Source organism: Neisseria flavescens (assembly GCF_005221285.1).
Taxonomy (GTDB): domain Bacteria; phylum Pseudomonadota; class Gammaproteobacteria; order Burkholderiales; family Neisseriaceae; genus Neisseria; species Neisseria flavescens.
Genome location: NZ_CP039886.1, coordinates 1687478 through 1709500 on the forward strand (window position 1 = coordinate 1687478; position 22023 = coordinate 1709500).

Below are 22023 nucleotides of genomic sequence, written 5' to 3' on the forward strand. Positions count from 1 at the left end.
ACAGGTGGAAAACCCGAATTAAATGATACATGATTAAACTGAAATTAAAATTGTGAAATATTAAATAAGAATAAGAATTGTTCTCATAACTTTATTGAATTTATTAGTGTTTTTTTACTGATTTGCTGATATTTACCTTTAAATGGCTTTTGAAATTCGATAAAATAGTAATCTATTTTTAAGATTTGTCTGTCAACCAGTTAGGTACGACCATGTTGGCCAGTTACTTTCCCGTCCTCGTATTCATCCTCGTCGGCCTCGCGGCCGGCGTGCTGTTTATCCTGCTCGGCACGATTTTAGGCCCGAAACGCCACTACGCCGAAAAAGACGCGCCTTACGAATGCGGTTTTGAAGCCTTTGAAAACGCGAGGATGAAGTTCGACGTGCGCTATTACCTCGTCGCCATCCTCTTTATCCTGTTTGATTTGGAGGTCGCGTTTATGCTGCCGTGGGCTGTCGTGTTCAAAGATTTGGGTGCGTACGGCTTCTGGTCTATGCTGGTGTTTATCGTCGTTCTGACGGTAGGCTTTGTTTACGAATGGAAAAAAGGTGCGCTGGAATGGGAATAGAAGGCGTTTTGAAAAAAGGTTTCATCACCACCAGCGCGGATACGGTGTTGAACTATATGCGTACCGGTTCATTGTGGCCGGTTACTTTCGGCTTGGCCTGCTGCGCCGTGGAAATGATGCATGCGGGTATGGCGCGTTATGACCTTGACCGCTTCGGCATCATTTTCCGTCCGTCCCCACGTCAGGCCGACCTGATGATTGTGGCAGGTACGCTGACCAACAAAATGGCGCCCGCCCTGCGCCGCGTATACGACCAGCTCGCCGAGCCGCGCTGGGTATTGTCTATGGGCTCGTGTGCCAACGGCGGCGGCTATTATCACTATTCTTATTCCGTTGTGCGCGGTGCCGACCGCGTCGTGCCGGTAGACGTTTATGTGCCGGGTTGTCCGCCGACTGCGGAAGCCCTGATTTACGGTCTGATTCAGCTCCAACAAAAAATCAAGCGCACTTCCACCATCGCGCGTGACGAGTAAGGAGAGGACGATATGGCAAGCATTCAAAACTTATACGAAACCGTCAGCCGCGTTTTGGGCAATCAGGCAGGCAAAGTCATTTCCGCTTTGGGCGAGATTACCGTCGAGTGTCTGCCCGAACACTATATTTCAGTCATGACCGCATTGCGCGACCATGAAGAGTTGCATTTCGAGCTTCTGGTCGACTTGTGCGGTGTCGATTACAGCACTTACAAAAACGAAGTATGGCAGGGCAAACGCTTTGCCGTCGTCAGTCAGTTGCTTTCCGTTAAAAACAATCAACGCATCCGCGTACGCGTCTGGGTTTCAGACGACGACTTCCCCGTAGTCGAATCCGTAGTCGATATTTACAACAGCGCGGATTGGTACGAACGCGAAGCCTTCGATATGTACGGCATCATGTTCAACAACCACCCGGACTTGCGCCGCATCCTGACCGATTACGGCTTTGTCGGACATCCGTTCCGCAAAGACTTCCCGATTTCCGGCTATGTGGAAATGCGTTACGACGAAGCGCAAAAACGCGTGATTTACCAACCTGTTACCATTGAGCCGCGCGAGATCACGCCGCGTATCGTCCGTGAGGAGAACTACGGTGGCCAATAAATTAAGAAACTACACCATCAACTTCGGCCCGCAACACCCTGCGGCGCACGGCGTATTGCGTATGATCTTGGAGCTGGACGGCGAACAAATCGTCCGTGCCGACCCGCATATCGGCCTCCTGCATCGCGGCACCGAAAAACTGGCGGAAACCAAAACCTACCTGCAAGCCCTGCCCTATATGGACCGCTTGGACTACGTTTCCATGATGGTCAACGAGCAGGCGTATTGCTTGGCAGTAGAAAAACTTGCCGGTATCGATGTACCTATCCGCGCCCAATATATCCGCGTGATGTTCGCCGAAGTAACGCGCATCCTCAATCATTTGATGGGCATCGGTTCGCACGCATTCGACATTGGTGCGATGACCGCCATCCTTTATGCCTTCCGCGACCGCGAAGAGTTGATGGACTTGTACGAAGCCGTGTCCGGCGCACGTATGCACGCCGCCTACTTCCGTCCCGGCGGCGTTTACCGCGACCTGCCCGACTTCATGCCCAAATACGAGAGCAGCAAATTCCGCAACGCCAAAGTATTGAAGCAGCTCAACGAATCTCGTGAAGGCACGATGCTCGACTTCATCGATGCTTTCTGCGAACGTTTCCCGAAAAACATCGACACACTCGAAACCCTCCTGACCGACAACCGTATTTGGAAACAGCGTACCGTCGGCATCGGCGTCGTCTCCCCCGAACGCGCCATGCAAAAAGGCTTTACCGGCGTGATGTTGCGCGGTTCGGGCGTGGAATGGGACGTGCGTAAGACACAGCCTTACGAAGTGTACGACAAAATGGATTTCGACATCCCCGTCGGCGTCAACGGCGACTGTTACGACCGTTACCTCTGCCGTATGGAAGAAATGCGTCAATCCGTACGCATCATCAAACAATGTTCCGACTGGCTGCGCGTCAATCCGGGTCCGGTCATTACCACAAACCACAAATTCGCTCCGCCCAAACGTACCGAAATGAAAACAGGTATGGAAGACCTGATTCACCATTTCAAACTCTTTACCGAGGGTATGCACGTTCCCGAGGGCGAGACCTACACCGCTGTCGAACATCCGAAAGGCGAGTTCGGCGTTTACATCATTTCAGACGGCGCAAACAAACCCTACCGCCTGAAAATCCGCGCACCCGGCTTCGCCCACCTGCAAGGCATGGACGAAATGGCAAAAGGCCACATGCTCGCCGACGTCGTTGCCATCATCGGTACGCAGGACATCGTATTCGGGGAGGTTGACCGATAATGTTATCCGCAGAATCCTTAAAACAAATCGACATAGAGTTGGCGAAATACCCTGCCGACCAACGCCGCTCCGCCATTATGGGCGCATTGCGTATTGCCCAGACCGAAAAAGGCTGGCTTGCTCCCGAGACCATCGCCTTTGTCGCAGAATATATCGGCATCTCGCCTGCACAAGCCTATGAAGTCGCTACTTTCTACAATATGTACGACCTTGAGCCTGTCGGTAAATATAAATTGACCGTTTGTACCAACCTGCCCTGCGCCCTGCGCGGCGGTATGGATACCGGCGAATACCTGAAGAAAAAACTCGGTATCGGCTACGGCGAAACCACGCCCGACGGTAAATTTACCCTTGTCGAAGGCGAATGTATGGGCGCATGCGGCGATGCGCCGGTGATGCTGGTCAACAACCACAGCATGTGCGGCTTTATGACTGAAGAGGCGATTGAGAAGAAATTAGCAGAATTAGAATAGATTATCCGGATGCAGCCGGGTTTGTAATCAAATTTAACCGGTTATTCCAAAATTTTAAATTGTGATTTTAAAAAGTAACAATAAAAAAAGGGGAGTGCTTCATGAGAGGGGTAATCGCCAAGTGGGATGACGAAAAAGGTTATGGTTTTATACGGATAGATGGCGGTAACAAAGAAATCTTCTGCCATATTTCCAACTTTTCCCCAAGGAACCCGCGTCCTGAGATTAACGAGGCGGTCGGTTTTGAAGTGGTTTCAGATGGCAAGGGAAGATTTTCTGCAAAACAGATACGCTATCTGAATCGGGAGCGTGCAGTTTCTCCCGTATATCACAAGAAACATCGAAAAGACGAGGAATCTCCCACTTCGATTGTTCAGGTTGTGCTGTCTTTGTCGGTCGGTTTGCTGCTTGTTTCGGTAATCGGCTATAAGGCGTATCAATATGCGTCAGAGAAGCTGACTCCGAAACAGGAAAATACGCCGGTTAAAACGCAAGTATTGCCCGAAATAAAACGGCAGCAGCCCGACAGCAGCCCATACCGTTGCGACGGCAGGCAATATTGCTCACAAATGACTTCGTGCGAAGAAGCCAAATGGTTTGTGAGGAACTGTTCCGATACCAAGATGGACGGCGATGGCGACGGCATTCCGTGTGAAAATATGTGCAGCGGATGGTAATTTTGATTGATGACGGGAAGAACAAACACAGGTTTGGTTCAGATTAAACGAAGACAGGAAAATGCCGTCTGAAAACAGACGAACCGTTTCAGACGGCATCAGGAACATTGAGACGGCAGGCAGCCGCAAACGATACGAAAACAAACAGGCACACCAAAAATGGCTATTTACCAATCAGGCGTGATTTTTGACCAAGTGGATACCGCCAATCCCGATTGCTGGACATTGGACGAATACGTCAAACGTGGCGGTTATACCGCCCTGCGTAAAATCCTGTCCGAAAACATCTCGCAAACCGATGTGATTGACGAAGTCAAAACCTCCGGCTTGCGCGGGCGTGGCGGTGCGGGCTTCCCAACAGGTTTGAAATGGAGCTTTATGCCCCGTTCCTTCCCCGGCGAAAAATACGTCGTCTGCAATACCGATGAAGGCGAGCCCGGTACATTTAAAGACCGCGACATCATCATGTTCAATCCCCATGCCCTGATTGAAGGCATGATTATCGCCGGTTACGCGATGGGCGCGAAAGCCGGCTACAACTACATCCACGGCGAAATTTTCGAAGGCTACCAACGTTTTGAAGCCGCTTTGGAGCAGGCGCGTGCCGCAGGCTTTTTGGGTAAAAATATTTTGGGTTCGGATTTTGAATTCGAACTCTTCGCCCATCATGGTTACGGCGCATACATCTGCGGCGAAGAAACCGCATTGCTCGAATCGTTGGAAGGCAAAAAAGGCCAGCCGCGCTTTAAACCGCCATTCCCTGCTTCGTTCGGCCTGTACGGCAAACCGACCACCATCAACAATACCGAAACGTTCTCCTCCGTTCCCTTCATTATCCGTGACGGCGGACAGGTGTTTGCCGATAAAGGTATTCCGAATGCAGGCGGTACCAAATTGTTCTGTATTTCCGGCCACGTCGAGCGTCCGGGCAACTATGAAGTGCCATTGGGTACGCCGTTTGCCGAAGTCTTGAAAATGGCGGGCGGTATGCGCGGCGGTAAAAAACTTAAAGCCGTTATTCCCGGCGGTTCGTCCGCACCCGTATTGCCTGCCGATATCATGATGCAGACCAATATGGACTACGACTCGATTTCCAAAGCCGGCTCCATGCTCGGTTCCGGTGCGATTATCGTGATGGACGAAGACGTGTGCATGGTGAAAGCCCTCGAACGCTTAAGCTACTTCTACTACGACGAGTCTTGCGGTCAATGTACGCCTTGTCGAGAAGGTACAGGTTGGCTCTACCGCATCGTCCACCGCATCGTAGAAGGTAAAGGCCGTATGGAAGATTTGGATTTGCTGGATTCTGTCGGCAACCAAATGGCAGGACGCACCATCTGCGCCCTCGCCGATGCCGCCGTCTTCCCCGTCCGCAGCTTTACCAAGCATTTCCGTGATGAGTTTGTGCATTACATCGAACACGGCGGGCCGATGAAGCCGAATAAGTGGTGTTGAGGTTTCAGACGACCTGAGTATCGGCGTGTTTGGGTTTCTCACCAGCGACTTAAATTCCCTCTCCCGCTCGCGGGGGAGGGTTAGGGTGGGGGTGGTGCTTAGAATATTTTGAAACGAATTTTTATACGGGCAAGATTCAGACGGCCTCCGTATAGGTCGTCTGAAAAAGATTGAGGCCAACTCGGCTATGCGGTACAGCACAAGAAATACGGCATTAAAACAGAATGTCCGTAATCTGAAGCAGAATATGACTTTGGCCGAGCAGAAATTGTGGTATCACTTGCGCGGCAAACGGTTGAACGGAATAAAATTCCGACGCCAACAGACAATAGGCGGATACATCGTCGATTTTGTCAGTATGGAGCATCGTTTGATTATTGAATTGGACGGTGGGCAACATTCGGAACAGATTGAGTATGACGAGCGGCGGACGGCGTTTTTGAATGCCCAAGGTTATCGGGTGTTGCGGTTTTGGAATAATGAAGTTTTGCAGCAAACCGAAGCAGTACTGGAAAAGATTATCGAAATGTGCGGCGGAAAATAAGACGGCTGCAAGGTTGCAAAGCCACCCCCATCCTAGCCTTCCCCCGCCGGACGGGGGAAGGGACAGACGGTAGCAGATTTGAATGTTTCGGGTTGAATCCTGAAATAAAGCAAATATAAAACATGATATTGAAAGACATTGCGGCGGAATCTGTTACTTTATGTTCTGACAGAAACCTGTTTCCTCTCCCGTACGGAGGAAGAGGGAGGTGCGATGGGTTGTATAGAATTTAGATTTTCAAAATTAAGAAACCCCTCCTAAAAATAAACAAGCAATAAACTTATACTTTAAAGGCCGTCTGAAACCCATTTTTCAGACGATCTCCATAAAAAATTATTTATTAAATACCCGTAACTAGGAACGAACCATGTTACAAATCGAAATCGACGGCAAACAGGTATCTGTGGAGCAGGGCGCGACGGTAATTGAAGCCGCGCACAAGCTCGGTACTTATATTCCGCATTTCTGTTACCACAAAAAACTTTCCATCGCCGCCAACTGCCGTATGTGTCTGGTGGACGTGGAAAAGGCCCCCAAACCTCTGCCCGCCTGTGCCACGCCGGTTACAGACGGCATGATTGTGCGTACGCATTCGGCAAAAGCCCGAGAGGCGCAAGAAGGCGTGATGGAGTTCCTGCTCATCAACCATCCACTTGATTGTCCGACCTGCGACCAGGGCGGCGAATGTCAGTTGCAGGATTTGGCGATGGGCTACGGCAAAACCACCAGCCGTTATACCGAAGAAAAACGTTCCGTCGTCGGCAAAGACATGGGACCTTTGGTTTCCGCCGAGGAAATGAGCCGCTGTATCCACTGCACCCGCTGCGTTCGTTTCACTGAAGAAATCGCTGGTTTGCAAGAAATTGCGATGGTGAATCGTGGTGAACACTCCGAAATCATGCCCTTTATCGGCAAAGCGGTGGAAACCGAATTGTCAGGCAACGTCATCGATTTGTGTCCTGTCGGCGCATTGACCAGCAAACCGTTCCGCTTCAATGCGCGTACTTGGGAATTGAACCGCCGCAAATCCGTTTCCGCCCATGACGCTTTGGGCAGCAACCTGATTGTACAAACCAAAGACCATACCGTCCGCCGCGTGCTGCCGCTGGAAAACGAAGCGATTAACGAATGCTGGTTGTCCGACCGCGACCGTTTCGCCTATGAAGGCCTGTATCATGAAAGCCGTCTGAAAAACCCGAAAATCAAACAGGGCGGCGAATGGATGGACGTGGATTGGAAAACCGCGTTGGAATATGTCCGTAGCGCGATTGAATGTATCGCCAAAGACGGCAACCAAAACCAAGTCGGCGTTTGGGCCAATCCGATGAATACAGTTGAAGAGCTGTATCTGGCCAAAAAACTTGCCGACGGTTTGGGTGTTAAAAACTTTGCCACCCGTTTGCGCCAACAAGACAAACGTCTTTCAGACGGCATTAAGGGTGCGCAATGGTTGGGACAAAGCATTGAATCGCTGGCTGACAACGATGCCGTATTGGTGGTCGGTGCAAACCTGCGCAAAGAACAGCCGCTCCTGACCGCCCGCCTGCGCCGCGCCGCCAAAGACCGTATGGCCTTGAGCGTATTGGCCAGCAGTAAAGAAGAATTGTTTATGCCGCTTCTGTCTCAAGAAGCCGCACATTCCGACGAGTGGGCAGGCCGTCTGAAAAACCTGTCTGCCAATGCGGAACACGCCGTTACCGCCAGCCTGAAAAACGCTGAAAAAGCAGCGGTGATTTTGGGCGCGGAAGTGCAAAACCATCCTGATTACGCCGCCATTTATGCCGCCGCGCAAGAGCTGACAGACGCGACCGGCGCGGTGCTGGGCATTCTGCCGCAGGCTGCCAACAGCGTCGGTGCGGATGTCTTGGGCGTGAACTCGGGCGAGAGCGTTGCCGAAATGGCAAATACGCCGAAACAGGCAGTCTTGCTGCTCAACGTTGAGCCTGAAATCGATACGGCGGACGGTGCAAAAGCCGTAGCCGCGTTGAAACAGGCGAAAAGCGTGATGGCGTTTACGCCGTTTGTCAGCGAAACGCTGCTGGACGTGTGCGACGTATTGCTGCCGATTGCGCCGTTTACCGAAACATCGGGCAGCTTTATCAATATGGAAGGCCGTCTGCAATCTTTCCACGGCGTGGTACAAGGCTTCGGCGATTCGCGTCCGATGTGGAAAGTGTTGCGCGTATTGGGCAACCTGTTTGACCTGCAAGGTTTTGAATACCACGATACCGCTGCGATTTTGAAAGATGCGCTGGATGTGGAAAGTCTGCCGTTCAAACTGGACAACCGCAGCACATGGGCAGGGGAGGGCGTTCAGACGGCCTCAGACCGCCTCGTGCGCGTGGGCGGAGTCGGTATTTATCACACCGATGCCATCGTGCGCCGTTCCGCGCCGTTGCAGGCGACCAGCCATGCCGCCGTGCCCGCCGCGCGTGTGAATCCGAACACTTTGGCGCGTTTAGGCCTGCAAGACGGACAAACCGCCGTCGCCAAACAAAACGGCGCAGGCGTGTCCGTGATGGTCAAAGCCGATGCCGGACTGCCTGAAAACGTGGTGCATCTGCCGCTGCATACCGAAAATGCCGCGCTGGGTGCGTTGATGGACACTATTGAACTGGCGGGAGCTTGATCATGCAAGAATGGTTCCAAAACCTCTTTGCCGCAACGCTCGGTCTGGGCGATTTGGGTATCACCGTAGGTTTGGTGGTATCCGTCATCGTCAAAATCGTGATTATCCTGATTCCGCTGATTCTGACCGTTGCCTACCTGACGTATTTCGAACGTAAAGTCATCGGCTTTATGCAGCTTCGTGTCGGCCCGAACGTAACCGGCCCGTGGGGTCTGATTCAGCCGTTTGCCGACGTGTTCAAACTCTTGTTTAAAGAAGTAACCCGTCCGAAGCTGTCAAATAAAGCCCTGTTCTACATCGGCCCGATTATGTCGCTTGCTCCGTCTTTTGCGGCGTGGGCAGTGATTCCGTTCAACGAAGAATGGGTGCTGACCAACATCAATATCGGCCTTTTGTACATCCTGATGATTACCTCGCTGTCGGTTTACGGCGTGATCATCGCGGGCTGGGCTTCCAACTCCAAATATTCGTTTTTGGGCGCAATGCGTGCTTCCGCACAAAGCATTTCCTACGAGATTGCCATGAGTGCCGCGCTGGTGTGCGTCGTGATGGTATCGGGCAGCATGAACTTCTCCGACATCGTTGCCGCGCAGGCAAAAGGCATCGCAGGCGGTTCGGTATTCTCTTGGAACTGGCTGCCGCTGTTCCCCATCTTCATCGTCTATTTGATTTCCGCCGTTGCCGAAACCAACCGCGCACCGTTTGACGTAGCAGAGGGTGAATCTGAAATCGTTGCCGGCCACCACGTCGAATATTCCGGCTTCGCATTCGCGCTGTTCTTCCTTGCCGAATACATTTTCATGATTCTGATTGCCGCGCTGACATCGTTGATGTTCCTCGGCGGCTGGTTGTCTCCGTTCCCGCAAAGCTGGGGCTTTATCGGTACGCCTTCCGCATTCTGGATGTTCGTGAAAATGGCGGCAGTGCTGTACTGGTATCTGTGGATCCGTGCAACCTTCCCGCGCTACCGTTACGACCAAATCATGCGCTTGGGCTGGAAAGTGCTGATTCCCATCGGCTTCGCCTATATCGTGATTTTGGGTCTGTGGATGATTTCGCCGCTGAATTTGTGGAAATAAGTTTCAGACGACGTATCAAGGCCGTCTGAAAACGCAGTTTTGAATATTTAACGGAATCCCTGTTTTGAGGGAACAGAATATGGCTAATTTAGTAAAAACTTTCTTGCTCGGCGAACTCGTCAAAGGTATGGGCGTAACGCTCAAAAACTTTTTTGCCCGCAAAGACACGATTTATTTCCCCGAAGAGAAAACGCCGCAATCCGTGCGTTTCCGCGGCCTGCACGCGCAACGCCGTTATCCGAACGGCGAAGAGCGGTGTATCGCGTGTAAGTTGTGTGAGGCAGTGTGTCCGGCAATGGCGATTAACATCGAATCGGAAGAACGTGAAGACGGTACGCGCCGCACCAAGCGTTACGACATCGACCTGACCAAGTGCATCTTCTGCGGTTTCTGCGAAGAGGCATGCCCGACTGATGCGATTGTGGAAACCCATATTTTTGAATACCACGGCGAGAAAAAAGGCGACTTGCACATGACCAAGCCGATTCTTTTGGCCATTGGCGACAAATACGAAGCTGAAATCGCCAAACGCAAAGCCGCTGACGCGCCGTATCGTTAAGGAGCAGACGAATGACTTTTTCCGCGATTCTGTTCTATATTCTTGCCGCCATCGTTTTGTACGGTGCGGTTCGTACCGTTACCGCCAAAAACCCTGTCCACGCCGCTTTGCATCTGGTGCTGACCTTCTGCGTGAGCGCGATGCTTTGGATGCTGATGCAGGCCGAGTTTTTGGGCGTGACTCTGGTGGTGGTTTACGTCGGCGCTGTGATGGTGTTGTTCTTGTTCGTCGTGATGATGTTGAACATCGACATTGAAGAAATGCGCGCCGGTTTCTGGCGACACGCGCCTGTTGCCGGCGTGGTTGGCACATTGTTGGCGGTTGCCCTGATCCTGATTCTGGTCAACCCGAAAACCGACCTCGCTGCATTTGGTCTGATGAAAGACATTCCCGCCGATTACAACAATATTCGTGATTTGGGCAGCCGTATTTATACCGACTACCTGTTGCCGTTTGAATTGGCGGCGGTATTGTTGCTGTTGGGCATGGTGGCGGCGATTGCGCTGGTTCACCGCAAAACCACCAATCCGAAACGAATGGATCCAGCCGACCAAGTCAAAGTACGCGCCGACCAAGGCCGTATGCGTCTGGTGAAAATGGAAGCGGTCAAACCGCAAACCGAATCTGCCGAAGAAAGCGAAGTTTCAGACGGCCTCAAGCCGGAAGGGGAGGGCAAAGCATGATTACCTTGACGCATTATCTGGTATTGGGCGCGCTCCTGTTCGGTATCAGCGCGATGGGTATCTTTATGAACCGCAAAAACGTGCTGGTATTGCTGATGTCCATCGAGCTGATGCTTTTGGCAGTGAACTTCAACTTTATCGCCTTCTCGCAACATCTGGGCGATACCGCCGGACAGATTTTCGTATTCTTCGTATTGACCGTCGCCGCCGCTGAATCCGCCATTGGTTTGGCGATTATGGTGCTGGTGTACCGCAATCGACAAACAATCAACGTTGCCGATTTGAACAAACTTAAAGGCTGATTTGGAATTTTTAAAGAAAAAAGAGATAGATAATGTTTGATATTGCTGTTGCTGGATTAGGTGCAACAGGAGTTAGTTTAATCAAACAGTTACAGGATGCAGTATATAATTTTAATTTGCCAAAGCCAAAAATTGCCGTGTTTAATCCGATGCAAACATTTGCAAGAGGAGAAGCATTCGGTTCGGCTGATATGATACATAAAGTAAATACACCGCCTGATATGTTGGCTATTTCGGATAGTGAACCTGATGCATTTTCAAGTTGGCTAGAAAAACAAGACAATTATGAGCGTTATCCGAATCGGTTTTTATATGCAGATTTCTTATCTTATTCATATAAATCAGTTGCAGAGTCTGATGTACTGGATATTTGCGAGTTTAATGTGTTATGTGTCGGTAATTGGGTAAAACAATGGGTTTTTGAAAATTTTAGAATTTCAGAAAGTGAAGAGTGATTATGTCATTCTCAATTGCTCTTCCATTGGTATATCTGTTTATTGGCATTTTGATTGGGAAATCCCCTTTTAGAAAAATTAAAGGCACTTTTTCTGTAATATTGAGCAGGTGGATTATCCCTTTTGTTATTGTCTATAACATAACGACATATCGTGATGGTATGCAGTATGTTATGGATGATTATTTCGATGGGGTTGATTATCCTAATCGGGAAAAGAGTTGATAAAGATCCTGTTTGGAATTTGTGTTTGTGCTATTTGAACATCGGATGGTTGGGACTTCCCATAGTTGCAACCTTGTTTGGAGATGAGGCGGCGCAAGTGCTTATTTCGGCATACGTGGGAAGTTCTTTATTCGGAAATTCGGTCGGGGTCGGGTTGTTATTGAATAATAGTAATTTCATATCCGGATTGAAAAAGACTTTAAAATCCCCTCCCGTTGTTGCATTGGTAATAGGAGTGTCCGGTATTCCGCTGGGGCATTTTGTAGCAGATTATTTTGGGGAAGTTTATTTTTTCTCGAAAATAGCAATGGGAATATTGGGGATGGTGATACTCGGTATTTGGCTGGCTGAGATAAAACTAAATTTGAATGATTTGAAGAAAAGTATTAAACCGTTTCTAATAAAAAACATTTTATTTATAGGGATTGTTTTTCTTTTTATCCAAATAGCTGCATATTTTGACTTGAAGTTGATTCTTGAAAACCAAAAAACATTGTATTTAATACCGTTGCTGCCGCCTGCTGCCAATATTATTGTGTTGGAAACGGCATATTTGAAAACAGGGCGTTCAGCTTCTATGATTGCGTATGGTACGATTTTTAGTTTAATCGCAATCAGCATTTATATTTTACTGGTGCAAATTTAAATGAACGATATGACTTTATATTTGATAATTGCCCTTGTTCCGTTGGCAGGCTCGCTGATTGCGGGTTTGTTCGGCAATAAAATCGGACGTGCCGGCGCGCATACGGTTACGATACTCGGTGTCGCTGTATCTGCCGCGCTGTCGGCTTATGTGTTGTGGGGCTTTATTGACGGCAGCCGCGCCAAGTTTGACGAAAACGTCTATACCTGGCTGACAATGGGCGGCTTGGATTTCTCCGTCGGCTTCTTGGTCGATACGATGACGGCGATGATGATGGTCGTGGTCACCGGCGTATCGCTGATGGTGCATATCTATACCATCGGTTATATGCACGATGAGAAAGTCGGCTACCAACGCTTCTTCAGCTATATTTCTTTGTTTACTTTCAGTATGTTGATGCTGATTATGAGCAACAACTTCATCCAGCTCTTCTTCGGCTGGGAAGCTGTGGGCTTGGTGTCGTATCTCTTGATCGGTTTCTATTTCAAACGTCCGAGCGCAACATTTGCCAACCTGAAAGCCTTTTTGATCAACCGTGTCGGCGACTTCGGCTTTTTGCTCGGTATCGGTTTGGTGCTTGCCTATTTCGGCGGCAGCCTGCGCTATCAGGACGTATTCGCTTATCTGCCCAACGTCCAAAATGCCACCATCCAGCTCTTCCCCGGTGAGGAATGGTCTTTGATTACCGTAACCTGTTTGCTCTTGTTTGTGGGTGCGATGGGTAAATCGGCACAATTCCCGCTGCACGTCTGGCTGCCTGATTCGATGGAAGGCCCGACCCCGATTTCCGCATTGATTCACGCCGCAACCATGGTTACGGCGGGTTTGTTTATGGTGTCGCGTATGTCGCCGATTTATGAGATGAGCAGCACCGCGCTGTCGGTCATTATGGTGATCGGCGCGATTACCGCCCTGTTTATGGGCTTCTTGGGCGTGATTCAAAACGACATCAAGCGTGTGGTTGCGTATTCCACCCTGTCGCAACTGGGCTATATGACCGTGGCTTTGGGCGCGTCCGCCTATTCCGTGGCGATGTTCCACGTCATGACCCACGCCTTCTTTAAAGCCTTGCTGTTCTTGGCGGCAGGCAGCGCGATTATCGGTATGCACCACGACCAAGACATGCGCCATATGGGCAACCTGAAAAAATATATGCCGGTTACTTGGCTGACTATGCTGATCGGTAACTTGTCGCTGATCGGTACGCCGTTCTTCTCCGGCTTCTATTCTAAAGATTCGATTATCGAAGCAGCGAAATACAGCACCCTGCCGGGCAGCGGCTTTGCTTATTTTGCCGTCCTTGCCAGTGTGTTCGTTACCGCGTTTTACGCGTTCCGCCAATACTTTATGGTGTTCCACGGCGAAGAGAAATGGCGCAGCCTGCCTGAGCATCATGACGATCATCATGGCGAAGAACATCACGGCTTGGGCAAAAACGACAGTCCGCATGAAAGCCCATTGGTTGTTACCCTGCCTTTGATTTTGCTTGCCATACCGTCCGTCATCATCGGCTACATCGCCATCGAACCTATGCTTTACGGCGATTTCTTCAAAGACGTGATTTTCGTCAACGCCGACGCGCATCCGACCATGCACATCATGAAAGAAGAGTTCCACGGCGCATTGGCAATGGTATCGCACAGCCTACATTCGCCTGTACTCTACCTCGCTATCGCAGGTGTATTGAGCGCATGGTTGTTGTACGTCAAACTGCCGCACCTGCCAGCGAAAATTGCACAGGTGTTCCGTCCGATTTACGTTTTGTTTGAAAACAAATACTACCTCGATGTCCTGTATTTCAACGTTTTCGCCAAAGGCACACGCGCATTGGGTACCTTCTTCTGGAAAGTCGGCGATACCGCCATTATTGACAACGGTATTGTCAACGGCTCTGCCAAACTGGTCGGCGCGATTGCCGCGCAAGTGCGTAAAGCCCAAACCGGCTTTATCTACACCTACGCCGCCGCTATGGTATTCGGCGTATTGGTCTTGCTCGGCATGACCTTCTGGGGCTTGTTCAGATAAAGGCGGGTTTCAGACGACCTGTTGATAGTTTTGTAGAGGTCGTCTGAAAAGAACCATTCAATTTGTAGGTCGGATACTTGTATCCGACATGAACAAGAAAACAGTACAGCGTGTCGGATTCGAGAATCCGACTAAGGCATATCGGGATTGTTCAGATAAAAATGAGATTTTCAGACGACGTTTAGGTCGTCTGAAAAAAGAAACTTGAGAAACAATGTCAAACACACAAACCATCTGCTCTGCCGACTTCACCGCTTCCCGCGCATGGGGCGCACTCGACATCGCCAATATGAACGGCACCACTGTGCGCCTGCACTGGACGGACCAGCCCTACAAATGGCACGTCAACGACGGCGAGGAAGTGTTTGCCGTGATGGACGGCGAAGTGGACATGCACTACCGTGAAAACGGCGAAGAGCACATAGCACGGCTGCGAAGCGGCGACATCTTTTATGCCGGCATCGGCGCGGAACACGTCGCCCACCCGCGCGGCGAAACGCGGATTTTAGTGATTGAGAAAGAAGGCAGTGTTTAGGGCGGATACGCATAAGTATTATGTGCTTTTTCAGGTATCCTGAAAATCATAAATCTATCAACGAGACTTTAATCATGGCAAATCTAAATGTGAGTAGTAAAAAAATTATTAATCTGCTAGGTAATCAAGATATGCAGGAAAAATATTTTATCATTCCTGAATATCAACGCCCCTATCGCTGGGATACCGAAAAATGCGCCGTATTATGGTCTGATATTGTGGATTTTCGCCAGTCGTCCACAGGAAAAAATGAAGAATATTTTCTTGGTACAATCGTTGTTTGCCCCAATGAAAAAGGTAATTTGGAAGTAATTGATGGGCAACAGCGTTTAACATCATTACTGCTGTTATTGCGTGCGTTTTATCGAGTTTTAGAGCAAACGGAAAGTACCCCCGATACCGCAGCCAAAATTACCACACTTAAAAGCAAAATTGCCCCCTGTATTTGGGATGTTGATGTTCTAACGGCTGAAATTACCGATAGAACCGCAATCCGGCTGCATACGCAAGTTGCCACAGAAACAGATAACGAAATTTTGCACGAGATTTTGGCAAACGGTGAAATCTCAGAAGAGTGTCGTTCTAATTACGCCGTTAATTATTTGTATTTCCTGAAACAGTGCCAAGAATACGCCAGAACCAACCCAATGGATTGGTATCATCTTTGTTTAACTATTTTGAATGACTGTATTTTACTTCCGATTGAAAGTGACAGTTTAAATAGTGCATTAACCATATTTTCCACATTAAACGATAGGGGCTTGCCTTTGTCGGATGCAGATATTTTTAAAGCCAGGCTTTATAAGATGGCGCAGCAGAAAGATAAATTTGTTGAACAATGGAAGGAACTTGTTGCGTTGGCAGAGGGTGCATCTATTTCCGTAGATGATTTGTTCCGCTATTACACCCATGTATTAAGGGCGAAAGAAAAGATTACGGATAAAGAAATTGGGCTTCGCCGTTTTTATACTGACAACCGAAACAAACAGTTGGAAAACGAAAATTTGTTCAATCACTTAATTGAGCTGGCTGGATTTTGGCAGGATATTAACAACAGCAAAACTAACCAAGACGTGGAAACTTCGAACTTTGTAAATGACGAGGCGGCCAAGTGGCTGCAATGTCTGAATGTCTATCCTAATGAGTTTTGGAAATACGCCGCGAGTGTGTTCTTCATTGCAAACAAGGGTGCGCAATCCTTTAAAGATGATTTTGCAGCATTATTAAAACAGCTTACTGCATTTTTGTATGCTAAATTTTTAGTTGCGCCAACCGTAACCGCAATTAAAGATGATATTTATAAATTATGTGTTGCGATTTATCACGGTGAAAAAAACGCTTTATCATATGTTATGCCTGCACCCATACACTATGAACAAAATACAGGACGTATAACTAAAGGGTTGTTAATGATTAATGCTTATCTATTTGATGAAAAGCAGAAATTATTGCCAACTAAAACTGAAATCGAACATATCTTTCCGAAAAAATGGCAGGAAACTAACTATAATGGTTGGTCAATCATAGATGCGGAACAATATTTAGAACAACTAGGTAATAAAATTGTTTTTGAAAAACGGTTAAATATTCAGGCAGGTAACGGCTATTTTGGTAAGAAAAAGGAGCAATATCAAAAATCCGATATTGTTGAAGTGCGTGAATTAGCAGGTGAAAATGCCAATGATTGGTTACCGAGTGATATTCAGAAACGCCAGCAGCAGATTGTGGATAGATTGAAACAGTTTTTCGATAATTGTTTTGAAGCAGCCAGCATCCCCAAAAAAAATTAACTTTTCCAATAACCTCCAAACCAAACAGGTAACGCAATGTTTTCTAACCATCTTCTCAGCTTGGCAATATGGATACCCATTGCCGCAGGTGTGCTGGTTTTGGCGACCGGTAAAGACAGCCGTGCGCCGCTGGCGCGTGTGCTTGCCTTCATGGGTGCGCTTGCCGGTTTCTTGGTAACGCTGCCCTTGTTTACCGGTTTCGACCGTTTGAGCGGCGGCTATCAGTTTACCGAGTTCCACGAGTGGATTCCGCTTCTGAAAATCAACTACGCATTGGGCGTGGACGGTATTTCAGTACTCTTTATCATCTTGAATGCGTTTATTACGCTGTTGGTGGTATTGGCCGGTTGGGAAGTCATTCAGAAACGTCCGGCGCAGTATATGGCGGCATTCCTGATGATGTCGGGTTTGATTAACGGTGCGTTTGCCGCGCAGGATGCGATTCTGTTTTATGTGTTCTTCGAGGGTATGCTGATTCCGCTGTACCTGATTATCGGGGTATGGGGTGGCCCGCGCCGCGTCTATGCGTCGGTCAAGCTGTTCCTCTATACGCTGATGGGTTCGCTCTTGATGTTGGTTGCCATGGTTTACCTGTACTATCAAACAGGCAGCTTCTCTATTGTCGATTTCCAAAACATCAAACAGATTCCGTTGGGCGTACAACAGCTTTTGTTTGCGGCATTCTTCCTGTCATTCGCTGTAAAAGTGCCGATGTTCCCCGTGCACACTTGGTTGCCGGATGCCCACGTTGAAGCGCCGACCGGCGGTTCGATGGTGTTGGCGGCAATTACGCTGAAACTGGGTGCGTATGGTTTCTTGCGCTTTATCCTGCCGATTATGCCGGATGCGGCACGCTATTTTGCCCCTGTGATCATTGTATTGAGCCTGATTGCCGTGATTTATATCGGTATGGTGGCTTTGGTGCAAACCGATATGAAAAAACTGGTGGCGTATTCGTCCATCAGCCATATGGGTTTTGTAACGCTTGGGATGTTTTTGTTTGTTAACGGGCAGTTGGACGACTGGGCATTGAAAGGCGCAATCATTCAAATGATTTCCCACGGCTTCGTGTCTGCCGCGATGTTTATGTGTATCGGCGTGATGTATGACCGCCTGCACACGCGCAATATCGCCGATTACGGCGGCGTGGTCAATGTGATGCCTAAGTTTGCGGCGTTTATGATGTTGTTCGGTATGGCCAATGCCGGTCTGCCTGCAACTTCCGGCTTCGTGGGCGAGTTTATGGTGATTATGGGCGCGGTCAAAGTGAATTTCTGGGTAGGCGCGTTGGCGGCTATGACGCTGATTTACGGTGCGTCTTACACCCTGTGGATGTACAAACGCGTGATTTTCGGCGCAATCCGCAATCCGCACGTTGCCGAAATGAAAGACATCAATTGCCGCGAATTTGCGATTTTGGCGGTTTTGGCGATTGCTGTTTTGGGCATGGGTCTGTATCCGAACGCGTTTATCGAAGTGGTGCATCAGGCGGCAAACGATTTGATTGCCCATGTGGCACAAAGCAAGATTTGAGGTGTGTAAATGAACTGGTCTGATTTGAATTTAATGCCCGCCATGCCCGAAATCGTGCTGCTTGCGCTATTGGGTGTCGTATTGCTGGCAGACTTGTGGATTTGCGATAAAAACCGCTATTTGACCCATCTGATGAGTTTGGGAACGGTCATTATTGTGGCCGTCACCCAATTGGCAGTATGGGAGCAGGGCAGTGTCGATGCCTTTCATGGTATGTATATTGCAGACGGCATGTCCCGTTTGGCAAAACTGGTGCTGTATGCGCTGACGTTTGGTCTGTTTATTTACAGTAAACCGTATAACCAAGACCGCCAAATTTTTAAAGGCGAGTTTTATACCTTGTCGCTGTTTGCCCTGTTGGGTATGAGCGTCATGGTCAGCTCGGCACATTTCTTGACCGCGTATATCGGTTTGGAATTGTTGTCTTTATCGCTGTACGCCATGATTGCCCTACGCCGCGATTCCGGCCGCTCTGCCGAGGCCGCGCTGAAATACTTCGTATTGGGCGCGTTGGCCTCCGGTTTGCTGCTCTATGGTATTTCCATGGTTTACGGCGCCACCGGCTCTCTTGATTTTGCTTCCGTCTTGGCTTCTGCTTTCAATGAACAGGCCAATGAATGGTTGTTGAAATTGGGTATGGTGTTTATTGTAGTCGCCATTGCATTTAAATTGGGTGCGGTTCCATTCCATATGTGGGTACCTGATGTGTACGATGGCGCGCCGACCTCTGTTACCGCCTTTGTGGGTACGGCTCCGAAAATTGCCGCCGTTGTCTTTGCGTTCCGTATCCTTGTTACCGGTATGGGTACCATACATTCAGACTGGGCGCCAATGTTGGCCATCCTTGCCGTTGCTTCTTTGGTGGTCGGTAACCTTGCCGCCATCATGCAAACCAATATCAAACGTATGCTTGCCTATTCCACCGTATCACACATGGGCTTTATCCTGTTGGCGTTTATGGCAGGCGCGGTCGGCTTTACCGCAGGTTTGTATTACGCCATTACTTATGCTGTGATGGCGGCAGTCAGCTTCGGTGTTTTGATGGTATTGTCCACCAAAGATATTGAGTGTGAAGACATCAAAGACCTCGCAGGCCTCAACCAACGCCATGCATGGTTTGCCTTCCTGATGTTGCTGTCCATGTTCTCCATGGCAGGTATTCCGCCGCTGATGGGCTTTTACGCTAAGTTCGGCGTGATTATGGCACTCTTGAAACAAGGCTATGTTTGGTTGTCAGTGTTTGCCGTCATCATGTCGCTGATTGGCGCGTTCTACTACCTGCGCGTGGTCAAAGTCATCTACTTCGATGCGCCTGACCATGACCAGCCGGTCGGCAGCAACTATGCCGCCAAATTTGTCCTGACGGTCAATGCCTTCCTGCTGCTCCTGTGGGGTATCATGCCGCAAACCGTTATCGACTGGTGTGCCAAAGCATTGGAAAATACCCTGTAAGCTTCAAACAAAACCAACGGCGGCTGTTCCAAAGTCGCCGTTTTTGTTAGGATTCACATTCGGATGAAATATACCTAAAGTTCAGACGGCTTCAAGCCTTTGAATAATCGTCAAGCGGGCATCATCAAGATATTGAATATTCCACGGATAATGATGGGCAAGAATGCCCATTTAACATGTTAAAATCACACACACAGGCCGTCTGAAAACAGAAAGACCACCATGACCGCATCCATGTACATTCTTTTGCTGTTGGCACTTATCTTTGCCAACGCACCATTTATTACCACCAAATTCTTCGGCATCATCGCCCTGAAACGCAAACACATCGGCCATCACTTGATCGAATTGCTGGCAGGCTTCCTTCTTACCGCGATCCTCGCCTATATCCTCGAAGCGCGCGCAGGAGCCGTGCATGCCCAAGATTGGGAGTTTTATGCGACCGTTGTCTGCCTCTACCTGATTTTTGCTTTCCCATGCTTCGTATGGCGTTACTTTTGGAATGAGCGGAATAGAGAATAGGATTTGGATTTGAATAAGGAAAAGGCCGTCTGAAAGATTTTCAGACGGCCTTTATTTTGTTTGATGTTAAATATCGGTTAGAAAACAAGGCTGTTGGGGCGTAAAGCCTTGTCGTGAGGGCGGTTTAAAGGTACTATTCTCGGTTAATCCTGTTTTATTCCTATGAAATTGAAAGTATAAGATGATTAATGATATTCAAAAGACAGCTGAAGGCAAAATGCAGCGTTCTCTGGAAGTATTGAAAGACAATTTGGCTAAAGTGCGTACCGGCCGTGCGCATACCGGCCTGCTTGATCAAGTGGAAGTGGAATACTGGGGCAGCATGGTGCCTGTGAGTCAAGTGGCGAACGTGACGCTTTTGGATGCGCGTACGATTGGTGTGAAACCGTTCGAGAGCAATATGGCTGCAAAAGTTGAGAAAGCGATCCGTGATTCCAACTTGGGCCTGAACCCTGCTTCTGTCGGCGATTTGATCCGTGTCCCTATGCCTATGCTGACTGAGGAACGCCGTAAGGATTTGATCAAAGTGGTACGTGGCGAGGCTGAAGAGGGTCGTGTGTCTGTCCGCAATGTGCGCCGTGATGCAAACGACCATATCAAAAAATTGTTGAAAGACAAAGAGATTTCTGAAGATGAAGCCCGCCGTGGCGAGGAAGCGGTTCAGAAGTTGACCGACAAATACATTGCTGAGGCAGACAAGCTCTTGGCTGCCAAAGAAGAAGATTTGATGGCGATTTAATCCTGTGTGCAAACCGTTCAGACGGCCTTGGACGGTTTGCTCCCTGAAAGGCAGACATGAAAAGCAGTACGCAGACGATTTTGGAACACTCTGCCATCCCCCGACATATTGCTGTGATTATGGACGGCAACGGACGTTGGGCAAAGAAGCGTTTTCTTCCCCGTGTGATGGGGCATAAGCGCGGCCTGGATGCGCTGGAGAACATGGTGAAGCATTGTGCTGAACTGGGTGTGCGGTATTTGACCGTGTTTGCTTTTTCGACTGAAAACTGGCGACGCCCCGAGGAAGAGGTTTCTTTTCTGATGGGGCTGTTTTTGCAGGCTTTGCAAAAGCAGGTGCGCCGTTTGCACGATAACAATATGCGCTTGAGGGTCATCGGCAGCCGTGAGCGGTTTAATGCTGAAATCCTGAAAGGGATTGAGGCGGCAGAGGCGTTGACGGCAAACAATACCGGTTTGACTTTGAGCATTGCCGCCGATTATGGCGGCCGCTGGGATATTTTGCAGGCGGCAAATCAGTTGATTGCCGAGGGTGTCACTGAGATTACAGAAGAGGCGTTGTCGCGCTATTTGATGTTGGGCGATGCACCCGAGCCGGATTTGTTTATCCGCACCGGCGGTGAGACGCGCATCAGTAATTTCCTGCTGTGGCAGATGGCGTACGCGGAACTGTATTTTACGGATACGCTGTGGCCTGATTTTAATGAGAAATCGCTGAACGAGGCGATTGCTTCGTTTCAAAAACGGGAGCGCCGCTTCGGGCGGACTTCCGAACAGCTGCCGGTTGAGCAGCAACGGGGTTGAGAAC

Annotated in this window: 23 protein-coding genes; all 23 read left to right on the plus strand. The window is 49.2% G+C overall.

Going from position 1 to position 22023, the window contains the following annotated elements:
* The first annotated feature begins 212 nt into the window (after window positions 1–212).
* Entirely contained in the window at window positions 213–569 is a 357-nt protein-coding gene (locus FAH67_RS08685) for an NADH-quinone oxidoreductase subunit A (RefSeq protein ID WP_003681674.1), read from the plus strand.
* Window positions 560–1042 carry a NuoB/complex I 20 kDa subunit family protein gene (locus FAH67_RS08690; protein ID WP_002215610.1) on the plus strand — a complete coding sequence of 161 codons (483 nt, stop codon included), beginning with the start codon at window positions 560–562 and terminating at the stop codon, window positions 1040–1042. The genes FAH67_RS08685 and FAH67_RS08690 overlap by 10 nt, the downstream gene beginning before the upstream one ends.
* Before the next feature lie 12 nt (window positions 1043–1054).
* The gene (locus tag FAH67_RS08695) at window positions 1055–1648 is read left to right on the plus strand and encodes an NADH-quinone oxidoreductase subunit C (RefSeq protein ID WP_003681675.1); all 594 of its coding nucleotides are present in this window, start codon (window positions 1055–1057) and stop codon (window positions 1646–1648) included.
* Window positions 1638–2894, plus strand: a complete 1257-nt coding sequence (gene nuoD / locus FAH67_RS08700; RefSeq protein ID WP_003681676.1) for an NADH dehydrogenase (quinone) subunit D — start codon at window positions 1638–1640, stop codon at window positions 2892–2894. Before FAH67_RS08695 ends, nuoD begins: the two co-directional genes overlap by 11 nt.
* Window positions 2894–3367: an NADH-quinone oxidoreductase subunit NuoE gene (gene nuoE / locus FAH67_RS08705; RefSeq protein WP_003681677.1), complete on the plus strand. Its 474-nt coding sequence runs from the start codon at window positions 2894–2896 to the stop codon at window positions 3365–3367. Before nuoD ends, nuoE begins: the two co-directional genes overlap by 1 nt.
* A 101-nt stretch (window positions 3368–3468) precedes the next feature.
* Window positions 3469–4044, plus strand: a complete 576-nt coding sequence (locus FAH67_RS08710; protein ID WP_003681678.1) for a cold shock domain-containing protein — start codon at window positions 3469–3471, stop codon at window positions 4042–4044.
* Between the two features lie 159 nt (window positions 4045–4203).
* Entirely contained in the window at window positions 4204–5499 is a 1296-nt protein-coding gene (gene nuoF, locus FAH67_RS08715) for an NADH-quinone oxidoreductase subunit NuoF (RefSeq protein WP_003681680.1), read from the plus strand.
* A 187-nt stretch (window positions 5500–5686) separates the two neighbouring features.
* Window positions 5687–6043 (plus strand): endonuclease domain-containing protein, encoded by a 357-nt coding sequence (locus FAH67_RS08720; RefSeq protein WP_003681681.1) that lies wholly within the window; start codon window positions 5687–5689, stop codon window positions 6041–6043.
* 367 nt (window positions 6044–6410) lie between these two features.
* Window positions 6411–8672, plus strand: a complete 2262-nt coding sequence (gene nuoG, locus FAH67_RS08725) for an NADH-quinone oxidoreductase subunit NuoG (RefSeq protein ID WP_003681682.1) — start codon at window positions 6411–6413, stop codon at window positions 8670–8672.
* Window positions 8673–8674: 2 nt separating this feature from the next.
* Window positions 8675–9751, plus strand: coding sequence for an NADH-quinone oxidoreductase subunit NuoH (gene nuoH, locus FAH67_RS08730; RefSeq protein WP_003681683.1), 1077 nt, complete (start codon window positions 8675–8677; stop codon window positions 9749–9751).
* Between the two features lie 79 nt (window positions 9752–9830).
* Window positions 9831–10310 carry an NADH-quinone oxidoreductase subunit NuoI gene (nuoI, locus tag FAH67_RS08735; protein WP_002216341.1) on the plus strand — a complete coding sequence of 160 codons (480 nt, stop codon included), beginning with the start codon at window positions 9831–9833 and terminating at the stop codon, window positions 10308–10310.
* A gap of 11 nt (window positions 10311–10321) precedes the next feature.
* Window positions 10322–10993 (plus strand): NADH-quinone oxidoreductase subunit J, encoded by a 672-nt coding sequence (locus FAH67_RS08740; RefSeq protein WP_002216343.1) that lies wholly within the window; start codon window positions 10322–10324, stop codon window positions 10991–10993.
* On the plus strand, window positions 10990–11295 hold the full coding sequence (nuoK, locus tag FAH67_RS08745) for an NADH-quinone oxidoreductase subunit NuoK (protein ID WP_002216345.1): 306 nt from the start codon (window positions 10990–10992) through the stop codon (window positions 11293–11295). The genes FAH67_RS08740 and nuoK overlap by 4 nt, the downstream gene beginning before the upstream one ends.
* A gap of 32 nt (window positions 11296–11327) precedes the next feature.
* Window positions 11328–11750 carry an FAD/NAD(P)-binding protein gene (locus tag FAH67_RS08750; RefSeq protein ID WP_003681684.1) on the plus strand — a complete coding sequence of 141 codons (423 nt, stop codon included), beginning with the start codon at window positions 11328–11330 and terminating at the stop codon, window positions 11748–11750.
* 168 nt (window positions 11751–11918) lie between these two features.
* Entirely contained in the window at window positions 11919–12620 is a 702-nt protein-coding gene (locus FAH67_RS08755; protein WP_003681685.1) for an AEC family transporter, read from the plus strand.
* Window positions 12621–14645, plus strand: a complete 2025-nt coding sequence (nuoL, locus tag FAH67_RS08760) for an NADH-quinone oxidoreductase subunit L (RefSeq protein ID WP_003681686.1) — start codon at window positions 12621–12623, stop codon at window positions 14643–14645.
* A gap of 214 nt (window positions 14646–14859) precedes the next feature.
* Window positions 14860–15180: a cupin domain-containing protein gene (locus FAH67_RS08765; protein WP_002233457.1), complete on the plus strand. Its 321-nt coding sequence runs from the start codon at window positions 14860–14862 to the stop codon at window positions 15178–15180.
* Window positions 15181–15254: 74 nt separating this feature from the next.
* On the plus strand, window positions 15255–16970 hold the full coding sequence (locus tag FAH67_RS08770; protein WP_002243879.1) for a DUF262 domain-containing protein: 1716 nt from the start codon (window positions 15255–15257) through the stop codon (window positions 16968–16970).
* A gap of 36 nt (window positions 16971–17006) precedes the next feature.
* On the plus strand, window positions 17007–18503 hold the full coding sequence (locus FAH67_RS08775) for an NADH-quinone oxidoreductase subunit M (protein WP_112890862.1): 1497 nt from the start codon (window positions 17007–17009) through the stop codon (window positions 18501–18503).
* Window positions 18504–18512: 9 nt separating this feature from the next.
* On the plus strand, window positions 18513–19955 hold the full coding sequence (gene nuoN, locus FAH67_RS08780; protein WP_003681689.1) for an NADH-quinone oxidoreductase subunit NuoN: 1443 nt from the start codon (window positions 18513–18515) through the stop codon (window positions 19953–19955).
* A gap of 222 nt (window positions 19956–20177) precedes the next feature.
* On the plus strand, window positions 20178–20477 hold the full coding sequence (locus FAH67_RS08785) for a DUF2818 family protein (protein ID WP_003681690.1): 300 nt from the start codon (window positions 20178–20180) through the stop codon (window positions 20475–20477).
* A gap of 181 nt (window positions 20478–20658) precedes the next feature.
* Window positions 20659–21216 carry a ribosome recycling factor gene (gene frr, locus FAH67_RS08790; protein WP_003681691.1) on the plus strand — a complete coding sequence of 186 codons (558 nt, stop codon included), beginning with the start codon at window positions 20659–20661 and terminating at the stop codon, window positions 21214–21216.
* A 56-nt stretch (window positions 21217–21272) separates the two neighbouring features.
* Window positions 21273–22019 (plus strand): isoprenyl transferase, encoded by a 747-nt coding sequence (locus FAH67_RS08795; RefSeq protein ID WP_003681692.1) that lies wholly within the window; start codon window positions 21273–21275, stop codon window positions 22017–22019.
* Window positions 22020–22023 lie beyond the last annotated feature (4 nt).

Bases quoted from the DNA above. Each gene is read 5' to 3' on its own strand.
- FAH67_RS08685 (WP_003681674.1), top strand. From the start codon at position 213: ATGTTGGCCAGTTACTTTCCCGTCCTCGTATTCATCCTCGTCGGCCTC.
- FAH67_RS08690 (WP_002215610.1), top strand. From the start codon at position 560: ATGGGAATAGAAGGCGTTTTGAAAAAAGGTTTCATCACCACCAGCGCG.
- FAH67_RS08695 (WP_003681675.1), top strand. From the start codon at position 1,055: ATGGCAAGCATTCAAAACTTATACGAAACCGTCAGCCGCGTTTTGGGC.
- nuoE (WP_003681677.1), top strand. From the start codon at position 2,894: ATGTTATCCGCAGAATCCTTAAAACAAATCGACATAGAGTTGGCGAAA.
- FAH67_RS08710 (WP_003681678.1), top strand. From the start codon at position 3,469: ATGAGAGGGGTAATCGCCAAGTGGGATGACGAAAAAGGTTATGGTTTT.
- nuoF (WP_003681680.1), top strand. From the start codon at position 4,204: ATGGCTATTTACCAATCAGGCGTGATTTTTGACCAAGTGGATACCGCC.
- FAH67_RS08720 (WP_003681681.1), top strand. From the start codon at position 5,687: ATGCGGTACAGCACAAGAAATACGGCATTAAAACAGAATGTCCGTAAT.
- nuoG (WP_003681682.1), top strand. From the start codon at position 6,411: ATGTTACAAATCGAAATCGACGGCAAACAGGTATCTGTGGAGCAGGGC.
- nuoH (WP_003681683.1), top strand. From the start codon at position 8,675: ATGCAAGAATGGTTCCAAAACCTCTTTGCCGCAACGCTCGGTCTGGGC.
- nuoI (WP_002216341.1), top strand. From the start codon at position 9,831: ATGGCTAATTTAGTAAAAACTTTCTTGCTCGGCGAACTCGTCAAAGGT.
- FAH67_RS08740 (WP_002216343.1), top strand. From the start codon at position 10,322: ATGACTTTTTCCGCGATTCTGTTCTATATTCTTGCCGCCATCGTTTTG.
- nuoK (WP_002216345.1), top strand. From the start codon at position 10,990: ATGATTACCTTGACGCATTATCTGGTATTGGGCGCGCTCCTGTTCGGT.
- FAH67_RS08750 (WP_003681684.1), top strand. From the start codon at position 11,328: ATGTTTGATATTGCTGTTGCTGGATTAGGTGCAACAGGAGTTAGTTTA.
- FAH67_RS08755 (WP_003681685.1), top strand. From the start codon at position 11,919: ATGTTATGGATGATTATTTCGATGGGGTTGATTATCCTAATCGGGAAA.
- nuoL (WP_003681686.1), top strand. From the start codon at position 12,621: ATGAACGATATGACTTTATATTTGATAATTGCCCTTGTTCCGTTGGCA.
- FAH67_RS08765 (WP_002233457.1), top strand. From the start codon at position 14,860: ATGTCAAACACACAAACCATCTGCTCTGCCGACTTCACCGCTTCCCGC.
- FAH67_RS08770 (WP_002243879.1), top strand. From the start codon at position 15,255: ATGGCAAATCTAAATGTGAGTAGTAAAAAAATTATTAATCTGCTAGGT.
- FAH67_RS08775 (WP_112890862.1), top strand. From the start codon at position 17,007: ATGTTTTCTAACCATCTTCTCAGCTTGGCAATATGGATACCCATTGCC.
- nuoN (WP_003681689.1), top strand. From the start codon at position 18,513: ATGAACTGGTCTGATTTGAATTTAATGCCCGCCATGCCCGAAATCGTG.
- FAH67_RS08785 (WP_003681690.1), top strand. From the start codon at position 20,178: ATGACCGCATCCATGTACATTCTTTTGCTGTTGGCACTTATCTTTGCC.
- frr (WP_003681691.1), top strand. From the start codon at position 20,659: ATGATTAATGATATTCAAAAGACAGCTGAAGGCAAAATGCAGCGTTCT.
- FAH67_RS08795 (WP_003681692.1), top strand. From the start codon at position 21,273: ATGAAAAGCAGTACGCAGACGATTTTGGAACACTCTGCCATCCCCCGA.